Consider the following 13,113-nt stretch of genomic DNA (forward strand, 5'->3'; position numbering starts at 1 on the left):
GGAGAAGTCACATGCCATTACTAGACAGCTTTACCGTAGACCACACACGTATGAATGCTCCGGCAGTACGAGTAGCGAAAACGATGCAAACGCCTAAAGGCGATACCATTACTGTGTTTGATTTGCGTTTTACTGCGCCAAACAAGGACATTCTTTCTGAGAAAGGTATCCATACGCTAGAACATCTCTACGCCGGCTTTATGCGTGCTCATCTGAACGGTGATGAGGTTGAAATCATCGATATTTCGCCAATGGGTTGTCGTACTGGTTTTTACATGAGCTTAATCGGAACACCGTCTGAAGAACGCGTGGTTGCTGCTTGGATGGCTGCAATGCAAGACGTGCTGAAAGTTGAAGCGCAAAATCAGATCCCAGAGCTGAATGAATATCAGTGTGGCACCGCGGCAATGCACTCTCTTGATGACGCAAAAGCGATTGCCCAAGCGATTATTGATGCGGGTATTCAGGTGAATCGTAATGATGACTTAGCGTTGCCAGAAGCGATGCTGCAAGAGCTTAAGGTTAACTAGTCAACAATATGTCGTCATTACCCGACGACTTATTGCAGTCAATTAATTGAAACGTCCAATGTCTTTCATTGGGCGTTTTTTTATTTTTGTATTTTGAGTATGCAGTCACTTTAATGTAAATCACTTGATATTAATGAGGTTTAAACCGTAACCTTGTTCAGGTTTTTAATATTATTCATTGCTATTGCAATTTTGTTACATTAGAATGAATTTAAGTTAATTAATATAACAAGGTGTTGATATAATGGATAGATTATGGATGTTTCTTTTTCTACTAACCCCTTTTGCTGTTAATGCATCTAACTACAATATAGGAGAGGGTGTTACTATCGCAAGCATCTCTACGTGGGAAAGTTCAGATAGTAAAGGTTTGTATTTTATGCGCTCTGATGACGTGTGGTGTTATATTCCTAGCGGTGATGGTAATGTTAATTCAAGGTCGTTAATTCTCACTCTGTATGCCACAGGGAAAAAAGCGGATATATATTGTTATACAGATACAAAATTACTAAGTAATGGACTGCCCGCTTCGCATAAACTCCATCAAATTATTGCTAAATAACATGGAGATTAAGAGGGTGGGGCTATCTAGTGAATAAACTAGCACTATTAACTGCTGTTGCGATTGGATTAATAATCGGCTTGATGTTGATAGGAAAGCAGCATGATTATAATATCGATAGTGTTAATGGTACTGTTATAAGTATCAATGAGCGTGATTCCGAACCAAATTTTGTTCAACTTTCGCAAAGCGCAAGTCATAGTTATCCCGTTCGTCAACTTCAGCACACACTCTCAAGTAAACCTGAGTTTCTCAGCCTTCCTGATAACGTTACGTTTGATTCCACGAAAATTAAAAAGACTTCACCAATTAAAGATGAGTTGCAGGGTAAAAAGGCAAAGATTGAAACGCTAAAACAATATATTACGACAGAGTAGACCAATGATAACGATCAATAATATTAAAGGCCTTATTGGAGGTCTCGGTTTCCTATGCGCATTTTTTTCCTCAGCGATGACCATCGATGAGTCGATGATACTTAAAGGGGAGATGGAAGTTGTCGGGGGACAAGCTGAATATAGTCTTCCAATCAACCTACCCAAAGGAAGAAATAATCACGTACCGAGCTTAGAGATTAAATATCGGAGTGATGCAGGAGTGAGCAGCCTGGGCCTTGGCTTTCGAATTAACGGTATTTCTTCTATCTATCGCTGTGGGAAAAATTTGCCAATCGATGGTCAGTGGGGCGGAGTTAACCTTGATGAAGAAGATCGATATTGCTTAGATGGTGAACGTCTAATTGCTATCAGTGGTGAAGATGGCGCGGATGGTGCGGAGTACCGTTTAGAGAAAAACGGTACTGAAAGGATTATATCATACGGAAAATCCGGTCCAGAATACTTCAAAGTATGGGCTTTAGATGGTTCGGTTAAAGAGTATGGCAATACAGAAGACTCCAAATTAGCACTGTCAAATGGTGGTATCGTTAAGTGGAGTATTAGCCAAGACAAAGATATATCTGACAATAGTATATTTTATAACTACCAGACGGTGAAAGGTGATATCTATGTGTCAGACATAGAATACGTTGGTGGGAAAGTCAGTTTTTCATATAAAAAGTCCCGACCAGAGGATAATTTCTACCATTACATCCTAGGGGATAAAAAATATCATATTTATCGAGTTGTCGATAAGATTACTTTATTTGGTAATAATGAAAGTGAAATTGGATCTTATCGCTTCAGTTATGCCATTTCTTCAGGGCAGACGCCTCTTAATCGTTTGGAGTCGTTATCCTATTGTTCTGCAAGTTTTGAGTGTAGTACACCAATACATTTTAGTTGGACTGGTCAGACAGAAACCAGTTATTTTGATGACTATACCTATCAATTAGAAGGGGCCTCTTTAGACTTTATTGATGTTAATAGAGATGGTCGATATCAACACTTTGGTAATTATGAAAAAATTGACTCTTTATTTGAGGTTGGGCGTGGTTATTCAATTAAGCAACTAGATGGTACTACTATCACTAAGGGTAAGGAAGGGTATGGTCATGGAGGGTATGCATTAAAAGGCAATGAAGGTAACCTTGAATTAGAAACGCAATATTGGCACCAATATACATACTGGGAAAGCGTAGGTTCCAAGGGTACTTACCACAAACGAACAGCGTATAGTTTAGAGGGACCGCAAGTTTTCAATACAAGTGTAACCACATGCTCTCTTGAACCATGGGGTTCAAGACATGATAAAATGGTTTGTTCCAGCGACAGTAGTCAAGTTGTTGGAGGTGGATTATTACCTTCATATCGCCCTAGCCTTGATAAGATAAATCAATACTTAGAAAATCACACGTTGCCTGGTGAGCAAGATGACTATATAGGTGGCTATACACTAATACCACACCACCCAAAACATTTATCCGGTGATTTTAATGGCGATGGTTTTGATACTTTAATTGACGATAAAGGTGGTGACTCGATAACTGTTGATATTAATGGCGATGGCAGAGATGATTACTTACGTTTAAAATCGAATGATTTCAAAACACTTTACTACGCTTTTTCAGGTAATGTAGATGAAGAAAAAGAGCTATCACTGGCAGAGTTTGAATTGATTAGATTTGCCGATATCAATGGAGATGGGTATCAAGATATTATAACTAAATCCAAAGATAATATCGTTCGAATTTATCCATTTGATGGTAATGAATATTTAGATGCTCCCATAGAAGCTACAGTGAAAAATATGGACCATGGGCAGTTGATAGATACTACGGAACGGAATACTTACTATGACGATGAGGGGCATGAATACTATAGCGAGAATAGATGGTTTGGTGTTCAAGGATATGAGTTTACAGACACTACAAACGATACCCATCAGCTATTTACTTTATATGATGTGAATGGTGATGGTTTTGTCGATATATTTGATGGTAAACAATTATACTTGAATCAAATGAACTACACATTTACACCAAGTGTCTATGAGTACGATGCAATATCGAATAAAGATGATGAAATTCGTTTTTTGGATTTGGACAGCAATACTGCCCCCTCTTTGTTGTCACTTAAAGATAATGTGATAACAGTAAGAAGGAATGCTTACCATAAAGGGAATGTAAACTATCAAGGCGTTACCAAGGTAGAACAAATTCAAGAGCATAAAAACCTATATAAACTGCGTTATGTTTCGGTTTCAAGCAGAGCTAATGAATACGCCGCAGACTATGAATATCAAGCGCCGTTTAGCTTTCCTAATGTCAAATTTACACCAGTAAAAAATGTAGTGTCATTGATTCAAAAAATCACACCACAAGCGGGTGATTATAAAAATCTATATTCAAAGTTTAGCTATGGTGGTGCTAAGCACTCAATGAATGGACATGGTTTTCTCGGTTTTGAGGAAATTAAAGAAACAAAGGTGGCAAATAAAAAAGTATACGAGGTAATCACCACCAATTTTAATCAAGACAATGAACACCTGATTGGATTGCCCAGTGCTACGACAATAGAAAAGTATAATGACTTATCTGAGGAGCTTAGTGTTTACAAGCAACTCGACTTTAGTTACGAAGTGAAGGTTAACTCTGGTGACAGTGGGGATTACTACTATGCATATAATAATAAAACCCTAACCAAAGAGTATGATCCATACACGGGTTCGTTAGAAAAGCAATCTACTATTACTCAAACACTAAACGATATTGGTTTGCCGACATCAACAACTGAGGTCATAACCGGTGGTTATGAACACAGTGGTCAGTTTAATATAACGAACGACTATACATATCGAGTAAACGAGCAACAACTCGACGCATCCCCTGATGACTTTTGGAAACGTGGTGCTATTACTTTAGCTAGCAGATCGATAGTCGATCTAGACACTCGCCTTCAGAATCAAACGACTAACACGTACACTTATAGCGCATCAGGGTTGCTCATTAGTGATACAAAAACAGGTAACATAGTCGAATCAGAAAGCCTTGGTGCCGACACTGGAGCAAACAAAGAACTCAAACATCGCTACGCTTATGACCAATATGGCAATATTGCACAGGTTGAAATGTCGGGGAGCGGTTTATCATCGAGTACGACTCAATATCTCTATGACCACAAAGGTCTGCATATCGAAAAGATGACCAATGCACTAGGGCACGCATTCCTTTATCAATATAATAATTTTGGCCAACTGACCAGTGAAGTTAACTTGGCAACCAACAGAGAAACTAGTTATACCTATGATGATTTCCAACGCCTAACAAGGCAGATTAATCCAGGGAAAAAACGTCTCAACCTCGTTGATTTTGAGTACTTTACCGCACAATATTGCGAAACACATTTTAACATTCCCTCCCCAGAGCTAGGGGTAACTTGCCAACGTACATACTCACCGGATAAAGGCGAGGTGGTGACCTTCTATAACAGTAATGGAGGAGAACTGAGGCAAGCGCATCAAGGCTTCGATGGTCAATGGATTGTAAAAGATACCGAGATTGATCTACTTGGACGTATAACGACAATTTCACGACCTCAGTTTTTGTCAGTCACAACACCGGCTCCGGTTGTCTCTTTTAATTATGACACTCTTGGTCGAGAAGTACTTAAGGTTGAACCAGCAGCAAGTGATGCAACGGTCAGTACGATTACTTCAACGCGTTATGCCAATGGACAAGTGTCCAAAGTGGATGCAAAAGGTCATGTGCATACTGCTACCTATAATGTGCTCGGCCATGTTATCAAGAAAACTGAACCATTAGTCAGCACACCTGAGAGGGGAAAACAGACGCCATATCAGTTGTACAAATACTATCCCAATGGCTTGTTAAGACATTCAATCGACTCTACTGGCAATGAAACGCATATTCGCTATGACGTCTTTGGGCACCGTACCTTACTGGATGACCCAAGTTTAGGTCAATGGCATTACGAATATGATGCGCTTGGAAAGTTAATTAACAAAACCGATGCGAATGGCATTGTTACGACCATTGACTATGACAAATTGGGACGCAAATTGTCAGCCACAGAAGGAGAGCGAACATCATCATGGGAGTATGGTCAATCGACAGGTTTATTAACGGCAGTCGAAGGCGGTGGGCTTAAAACGACATATCAATACAACGATGTCGGACAAGTGGCCCAAGAGACTAAATCCTTTGAAGGTGAAGCGTTTGTGGTTGAATATGAGTATGATGACTACGAGCGATTAACCAGAGAAGTGCGTCCAAATGGCAATGGTGAACTTGCCTCCTCAGCAGGAGACAATCCACAAAACCGATTAGCGGTAGAGTATATCTATAATCCATATGGCTATATTTCAGCCATCAGAAGCCCCAAAACCTATGCCGATAAAGTGTTCACGAGTGCGAAGTTCCGTCAAGACATTAAAACACTTCTCGAAGAGACGTTAGAGCAAGCCAATCAATATCTCACACTAGCCGAAGAATTTTGGCTGCAACAGACTTACTTTGAACAAAAGGCAACCGAGTATACCAATTTAATTGGGGTTGAGTACGCTCTTGATGCCGCATCACAGCGCCTATTAGAAAACCAACAAAGCTATATTCAACAATGTAATGACGCTCGTGAATGCTATTTACGACCAACGGTTTGGTTGGTCAGTGATTTCTATGGTTCTGTAGTGAGTCAGGTGCCGTCGGAAGAGGGTGTCATCTATCGTTTAGACCATAATGGCTCAGTCAATGAACGGGGCGTCACTCAATATTCTGGCAATTTAGTAGCCGTTACTTTGGACGAATATGAGCAACAGAATTTGTTGGAGGCGAGTACTCTGTATGTTGCAGAGGATGAGCAAGGACAGCTCTATTTATCCAGTTCTTATCTGGAGTTAGACGATGAGACGTATCAACATTTAATCAAGGCTCGGCATGATTACGTCGAAGCCGCCATCGTGGCAACGACAAACTATCATTCCGCCACTCAAATTGCCGATACGCTGATTGAGTATTCGCAAGCCGTCATCGAGGTGAGTGGCTTATATTGTGAAGCGGCGAATCAACTTGGCGGAGCCTTGATCGACGATCAACGCGTGCAGTGTGAGAATAACAAATCTCAAAGTCAGGCAGAGCAGCTCAATTTAATTTTGACTCAGTCTGAGCTAGAAGATTCTATGGCTGACCCCGCTTATGTCTATTATTGGCAACGACGTGAAACCGACGCCTATGGTCATACACTATCGGAGATGCTTGGAAATGGACTGGTTAATAGCTATCGACATAATGCTCGTACTGGTCGCCCGGATTTAATAACCACTCACAAAGCAGGTGAACTAGGTGCCGGTCAACAACTCGGTCTAAATTCCCCCAACTTGGTTCGTTCCTTATCCTATCGATATGATGTCAATAATAATGTCACGCGTAGATACGATTCGATACTTGGTATACAGGATGATTATACCTTTGATGGTCTTGATCGTGTTATCGGCAATAAGGTTACACTGGATGATAACTTACAGCATGGTTTAAACAACCCAACACTGCAAAGCGGTAGTTACCAGTACGACTTAACGGGTAATCTAGTCCTAAAAAGTGATATTGGCGAGTTAAACTATGCTGATAGCCCTTATGCCGTGTCGAGTGCTAATGGTCTTGATTATAGTTACGATAAGGCGGGAAATTTAACTAAAGCGGTGAATCAAGCCACAGGAGCCATTGAAAGAACGGTTGTTTGGAGCGAATTCAATAAGCCAGAATTTTTATCCCGTGATGGGCAAAGCGCAGAGTTTTCTTACGACGCGAATCACAACCGATATCTAAAACAATCGAGTTCAGGATTGAGCACTTTTTACTTTAACAAAGTGTATGAACGTGAACAGGATACCCTCACCGGAGAAGTGACCCACAAGCATTTTATTTATGCTGAAGGAAAGTTGATTGCACTTAACTCACAGCATATGGATGCCGATAATGAACTGAGCAATAAACAGACCCGTTATCTGCATTATGATGCGTTAGAGTCAGTGGACCTTATCACGAATGGCTATGGTGACGTTGTTGAGCGTCGCAGTTATGATATTTGGGGGAATGAGCGTGAAGTTACATGGGAGACTAGCTTTGTTCAAGAGTTGATAACCAATCGCGGTTATACTGGGCATGAACATATTGAAGAAGTGGGTCTGATTCATATGAATGGTCGGGTGTATGATGCTGAGTTAGGTCGGTTTTTAAGTCCTGATCCGGTTATTCAATCTCCTTTGACTACGAATAATTTTAATCGTTACTCATATGTTTTGAATAACCCTAATAAGTATACAGATCCGACGGGGTTTAGGCATATAGAAGATTCAGACAGTCAGGGCAGTGCTATAGCAGGGAGAGATAGTATTGATCTAGGTGGGCCTCAAGATCTAAAAAGAGAAGGTTATAGAGCACGTAATGGAAACAGTAGAGATACGGGAAGACCGGTTACTGACCGAGGTATTTTAGACTTGTATATTGGCTTAAAGTCTCTATTTGGATTTAATATCTCGGATGACGAAAGGGATTATTTGCGGTGGAAAACAGTTAGTAGATATGTAAGAGGTCTAACGTATAAGGGCTACCAAGATATCCGTTATGAGATCAACAGATATGGGGGCTTGATCGAAGGTGTCTACGACCCCAATTTTACTGAGTCAAATGGATTCGTTGGTAAGGTTTTTGTTGAATATAACGGACTGCAATATGGTATTTTTACTCACATTGCCACAAGTGAAAAGGTAATCGTTTTTGCCGGAACTCAAATTACTGATATCAATGATTGGAAGGCGAATGTAGCTCAAGCAGTAGGTTTAACAACTGCTCAATATACACGGGCAGTTGCCATAGGTCGGGCTTACATAGGACAAGATATCACATTCGCGGGACACTCGTTGGGAGGAGGGTTGGCTACCGTAGCGGCCATTGCTTCGGCAAATAAAGCGGTCACAATCAATTCAGCTGGTGTCCATAACAATACTATAGAAGGTGTAGTTAGAGATGGGTGGTCGGTTAATAATTATTTTAGTGGCGAAGATGGCATTCGAACTTTAAATGCAATGACTCCGACTAGACTGAGAGGTAATACCATAAATGTCGGCTATGCGGGCGTACATGGCTTAAGCAGTTTTAGAAAAAAATTTGAATAGTAATTGGAAGTGAAATGAAAAGTCTTATCTATAAAATTTTCTTTGTGGTTATCTTACAATTATTGGCTGGATGCAATAAAAGCATGATCTATTATCTTGATCCTGTATATAGAAAATCGGTCAATAATTTAAAAGCGACCAGCGTATATTTTATGTCGGTAGAAACGATGTTTACTGACCCAATGGTTAGGCGTACGGCTGTAGCTGCTCAAAATGGAGATATTAGTGAATTAGAGCGTCTAATCTCCCAAGGTGTGGATATAAACACGCTCGGAACGAGCAATGCAACAATACTATTTTGTGCACTATTGAACAAAGACTCTTTCGAATATTTGCTTAAACAAGGGGCTAACCCTAATGTGCAATTTAAAAGTGGCGGGTCAGTAATCCATGCAGCAGCCGTATTGGAAAGTACAGCCCTGTTGGAACTCGTGCTAAGGTATGGCGGAGACCCCAATATAAAGGATTTGGTATTGGGAGAGACCCCGCTATTTAGTGCTGTTCTAGTCGACAATGCCGAGGCAATAAGAGTATTGATAGAGTATGGCGCGGATACCTCTGTTTATGCAGACGATCTATTAGCTGGCGAGCTGTTTGGGAATTCGCCCTTAATATTTGCCTTATATGTTGAGCACGTCGATAGCTTTGCGATGCTTGTGGAAATGGGCGCGGATATCTACCAAATGGATAAAAACTGGGGCGTTCCTGTGGCACAAGCCGCAAAGGATCTAAATAGTATGCTAGAGCGACCTTCTGAAGAACTAAAGCAGATAATCCAATTGATAGAAAATAAGCAAAAAGAGCTAGAAGGCGAATATGTAGAGTAAAGTAGGTTCAACTGATAATAGGGTATCTGTATTGACGGTGCCTTGTGTAAGATAATCTTGCTAGTCGATTCAGTCGCCTTTTACCCCCACTGTGCCTCAAACCAACTCTCCAAAATGACTACCGCAGACTGACAATCCACATTACCTTTGGTCAGCGCTTTATAGCCTCCCATGCTAAAGAGATCCTCACGGGCTTGGGTGGTGGAGAGGCGCTCATCGTGCAGTTCCACCGGCAGACCAAAACGACCATGCAGTCGGTTGGCAAATTTCTTTGCTGCCGCAGTGATACGCTCTAGCTCTTTACCGTGGAGGTCGGCAGGCTGTCCAACGACCAAAAGGTCAGGTTGCCACTCCTTAAGAGTCGCTTCTATGTCATCCCAATTGGGAATGCCATCTTTGGCCTTGAATGCTTTTAAAGGGTTGGCGGTTCCGGTGATATCTTGACCGATGGCGCTACCAATGCTTTTGGTGCCAAAATCGAAAGCAATGATGGTTCTTGAACTCATATTGATGTCTTATCTGTGTAAAGGGTTATGCGTGTCCGACTTGAGAAGAGAGCTGCGCTACATCAATACCTAACATGGTGACGGCTCGGCTCCAACGTTGCTCAACGGGGGTTTCGAAGATAATGTTAGGGTCTGCTTCTACGGTTAGCCAAGAGTTTTCCGCTAATTCGGCTTCCAGTTGCCCCGCGCTCCAACCTGCATAACCCAGCGCCACTAAATAGTTGTCCGGTTGGGCATCTGTCCCTAGCACCGCTAAAATGTCTTTTGAGGTCGTGACAGAGACACGGTCAGTGATTTGGATACTCGATTGGTAGTTATCTTTTGGGTTGTGCAGGATAAAGCCTCTGTCCTCGGCAACGGGTCCGCCGTTTAACACCGGTTCTTCGAGGCTTTTACTGTGTCTAATCGTGGTAGAAACGGGCAGATCCACTTGAACCTGTTTAAGCATATTGGCGACGGTGACATCAATAGGCGTATTGATCATAATGCCCATTGCTCCCTCGTCGTTGTGCTCACACATATAGATAACACTGCGCTGAAAATAGGGATCATTCATCCCCGGCATCGCGACAAGAAAATGGTTAACTAGATTCATAGCGGTCCCCTTTCTCAATTACTTTTGCAAACGGCGCTCGATTGCGTCCATTAATTTACCAGTAATCGAGATGTCAAAGGCTGCCTCTATTTCTCTAATGCAGGTAGGGCTAGTGACGTTGATTTCGGTAAGCTTGTCACCAATGACATCCAGACCTACAAATATTAACCCTTTCTGCTTCAGAATGGGAGCGACAGTTTCTGCGATCTGTTTATCTGTCTCACTTAATGGACGAGCTTCACCACGACCGCCCGCAGCTAGGTTGCCACGAGTTTCGCCTTTAGCCGGAATACGCGCTAGGCAGTATGGCATTGGTTCACCGTCGACCACTAAGATGCGTTTGTCACCGTTACTAATGTCTGGAACAAACGTCTGAGCCATGGCGTAGTTGTTGCCGTGGTTGGTTAAGGTTTCGATGATCACCGATACGTTTGGATCGCCCTGTTTAACACGGAAAATCGACGCGCCACCCATGCCATCAAGTGGCTTAAGGATCACATCACCGTGTTGCTGCTGAAATTGTTTAATTTTTTCAGCTTTCCGCGTCACGATGGTGGTTGGCGTTAGTTCTGGGAACCAAGCAGTAAACAGCTTTTCGTTACAGTCACGTAGGCTTTGTGGCTTGTTGACGATCAGCGTTCCTTCATCTTCAGCACGTTCCAAGATATACGTGGCATAGATATACTCGGTGTCGAAAGGGGGATCTTTACGCATCAATACCGCATCGAGTTCACTGAGCTTAATGGTTTGCTCTGACTCAAAACGATACCAGTCGGCAGGATCTTCTTTTAGCGAAACCACTTTGGTATCCGCTACCGCCACACCTTGATCAAGGTGAAGATCATCCATCTCCATATAGTGAATTTGGTAGCCACGACGCTGTGCTTCCAGCATCATGGCAAAGCTTGAGTCTTTTTTAATATTGATGGATGAGATGGGATCCATCACGATGCCAAGTTTGATCATAGTTTTCTCCAGTTAACCCAAGTCGTCTTAGCCCAGATCACCAAAGCGAACTTGCAGTGCAGTGATCGCTGTGAGTGCTGCGGTTTCTGTTCTGAGAACTCGCGGGCCTAATAGGGTTTCTTCAAATTGATATTGTTCCGTCATCTCAATTTCGGTTTGAGATAGTCCGCCCTCTGGACCAATCAGCAGTCTGACTTTTTCGACTGGTTCAGGGAGGGTATTGATAGAGTATTTTGCTCTTGGGTGCAGATTGAGCTTGAGAGCCTCTGAGGGCTCGGCACACCACTGTTCCAGTGACATGATAGGGCGAATGACTGGCACGCTGTTGCGACCGCACTGTTCACACGCGCTAATGGCTATTTTTTGCCACTGTTGCATTTTTTTCTCGAAACGCTTGGCATCAAGTTTGACTCCGCAGCGCTCGGAAATCAGTGGAGTAATGGTATTTACGCCCAATTCAACCGATTTTTGGATGGTAAATTCCATCTTGTCACCACGGGAAACCACTTGTCCAAGGTGCAGGTTCAGTGGGGATTCAATACTGTTTGCTACTTTATCGTTGATCGTGACTTCGACCGTTTTCTTGCTGACCTCTGAGATGGTGGCAGGAAATTCAAAACCAGAACCGTCGAATAACACCAGCTCTTGCCCCTCTTTCATACGTAACACTCGACCAATGTGTCCAGCCGCATCATCACTTAGCGGCAAGGAGCCTAATGAGTCGATAGGAGTCGGGTGATAAATACGAGGTATGCGCATAGGTTTGTCCAAATAGATAAGGCGTTGAGATAACTTAAGTGTATAAGATGGATGCAAGCCCTAAAAAATACAAGGGCTTGCAGGCGTTAATTTTATCACAGTGAGCGATTTTGGCAGGCTTGTAAAACGAAAGGGTTATGGTTGCCTTGTTGGAGGCTGATTCGTTGGTCTCTTGTGCATTCCCACGCATTCACAGGATAGGTTTTATCCCATGCTTTCATGAGCTGCGTCTGTTGTTTAGAAAGCGCAAAACCATACTCTTGGCTCATGTAGAGATAGGTGCGAGCAATCGCGCCTCGGGCACGCTCTGGAGGCATGGCACGTCGCTGCTTAAAGTTAACCTGCATTTCACACTGACCATAGCTGACACCGTCCACTCCATTCCATTGTGAGAAATGGTAGTTGGAGCGATCGCCATTGACCTCACCAATCGTCGGTGTCAGGTTATGCAGATCCGCTTCCATCAAGCGAAAAGTCTTATCATTTTTGCTGCAATTCTTGCGACCACCGTTTTGCCAGCACTGGCGTTGATGACCAAATTGCCATGCAGGAACCACATGCTCCCACTCAATACGACTGGCTCGTTTTAGCTGTTTACGGACTTTATAGCCACAAGACTCGAGTTTAGGTAAGCCTTTCTTGCCATTCCATTCAATATCGCAATCGCAATAGAAGGATTTTGGATGGTCTTGATAAATGGTGACGGCAATTTTCTTTGCCTTGCTGAAGCTACTTGGTGGTGCAGAAACGGCAACAGAGGGCAGTAGCATCAGCCCAATAGCGGGTAAAAAGGGGGCAA

10 protein-coding genes are annotated in these 13,113 nt (G+C 42.6%); 5 read left to right on the forward strand and 5 right to left on the reverse strand.

Features of this window, described 5'->3' with window-relative positions:
* Positions 1-11 precede the first annotated feature (11 nt).
* From luxS to L9Q39_RS02295, 5 genes are all read left to right on the forward strand, one after another.
* A complete protein-coding gene (luxS, locus tag L9Q39_RS02275) occupies positions 12-530 on the forward strand; it encodes an S-ribosylhomocysteine lyase (protein WP_237483506.1) in 519 nt (172 codons plus the stop codon).
* Between the two features lie 244 nt (positions 531-774).
* A complete protein-coding gene (locus tag L9Q39_RS02280; RefSeq protein ID WP_237483507.1) occupies positions 775-1,092 on the forward strand; it encodes a hypothetical protein in 318 nt (105 codons plus the stop codon).
* Positions 1,093-1,121: 29 nt separating this feature from the next.
* Positions 1,122-1,469 (forward strand): hypothetical protein, encoded by a 348-nt coding sequence (locus L9Q39_RS02285; protein ID WP_237483508.1) that lies wholly within the window; start codon positions 1,122-1,124, stop codon positions 1,467-1,469.
* Between the two features lie 4 nt (positions 1,470-1,473).
* Positions 1,474-8,661 (forward strand): Tle-like phospholipase domain-containing protein, encoded by a 7,188-nt coding sequence (locus L9Q39_RS02290; protein WP_237483509.1) that lies wholly within the window; start codon positions 1,474-1,476, stop codon positions 8,659-8,661.
* A gap of 14 nt (positions 8,662-8,675) precedes the next feature.
* On the forward strand, positions 8,676-9,488 hold the full coding sequence (locus L9Q39_RS02295) for an ankyrin repeat domain-containing protein (protein WP_237483510.1): 813 nt from the start codon (positions 8,676-8,678) through the stop codon (positions 9,486-9,488).
* 80 nt (positions 9,489-9,568) lie between these two features.
* Here the strand turns inward: L9Q39_RS02295 and ruvX are convergent, their stop codons facing one another.
* The 5 genes from ruvX to L9Q39_RS02320 form a co-directional block, all read right to left on the reverse strand.
* Positions 9,569-9,994: a Holliday junction resolvase RuvX gene (ruvX, locus tag L9Q39_RS02300; RefSeq protein WP_237483511.1), complete on the reverse strand. Its 426-nt coding sequence runs from the start codon at positions 9,992-9,994 to the stop codon at positions 9,569-9,571.
* A 25-nt stretch (positions 9,995-10,019) separates the two neighbouring features.
* Positions 10,020-10,589, reverse strand: coding sequence for a YqgE/AlgH family protein (locus L9Q39_RS02305; RefSeq protein WP_237483512.1), 570 nt, complete (start codon positions 10,587-10,589; stop codon positions 10,020-10,022).
* Between the two features lie 18 nt (positions 10,590-10,607).
* Positions 10,608-11,555 (reverse strand): glutathione synthase, encoded by a 948-nt coding sequence (gene gshB, locus L9Q39_RS02310; RefSeq protein WP_237483513.1) that lies wholly within the window; start codon positions 11,553-11,555, stop codon positions 10,608-10,610.
* A gap of 27 nt (positions 11,556-11,582) precedes the next feature.
* Positions 11,583-12,314, reverse strand: a complete 732-nt coding sequence (gene rsmE, locus L9Q39_RS02315; protein WP_237483514.1) for a 16S rRNA (uracil(1498)-N(3))-methyltransferase — start codon at positions 12,312-12,314, stop codon at positions 11,583-11,585.
* A gap of 95 nt (positions 12,315-12,409) precedes the next feature.
* Entirely contained in the window at positions 12,410-13,084 is a 675-nt protein-coding gene (locus L9Q39_RS02320) for an endonuclease (RefSeq protein WP_237483552.1), read from the reverse strand.
* Between the last annotated feature and the right edge of the window lie 29 nt (positions 13,085-13,113).

Source organism: Vibrio hippocampi (assembly GCF_921292975.1).
GTDB classification, from domain to species: domain Bacteria; phylum Pseudomonadota; class Gammaproteobacteria; order Enterobacterales; family Vibrionaceae; genus Vibrio; species Vibrio hippocampi.

Bases quoted from the DNA above. Each gene is read 5' to 3' on its own strand.
- luxS (WP_237483506.1), top strand. From the start codon at position 12: ATGCCATTACTAGACAGCTTTACCGTAGACCACACACGTATGAATGCT.
- L9Q39_RS02280 (WP_237483507.1), top strand. From the start codon at position 775: ATGGATAGATTATGGATGTTTCTTTTTCTACTAACCCCTTTTGCTGTT.
- L9Q39_RS02290 (WP_237483509.1), top strand. From the start codon at position 1,474: ATGATAACGATCAATAATATTAAAGGCCTTATTGGAGGTCTCGGTTTC.
- L9Q39_RS02295 (WP_237483510.1), top strand. From the start codon at position 8,676: ATGAAAAGTCTTATCTATAAAATTTTCTTTGTGGTTATCTTACAATTA.
- ruvX (WP_237483511.1), bottom strand. From the start codon at position 9,994: ATGAGTTCAAGAACCATCATTGCTTTCGATTTTGGCACCAAAAGCATT.
- L9Q39_RS02305 (WP_237483512.1), bottom strand. From the start codon at position 10,589: ATGAATCTAGTTAACCATTTTCTTGTCGCGATGCCGGGGATGAATGAT.
- gshB (WP_237483513.1), bottom strand. From the start codon at position 11,555: ATGATCAAACTTGGCATCGTGATGGATCCCATCTCATCCATCAATATT.
- rsmE (WP_237483514.1), bottom strand. From the start codon at position 12,314: ATGCGCATACCTCGTATTTATCACCCGACTCCTATCGACTCATTAGGC.
- L9Q39_RS02320 (WP_237483552.1), bottom strand. From the start codon at position 13,084: ATGCTACTGCCCTCTGTTGCCGTTTCTGCACCACCAAGTAGCTTCAGC.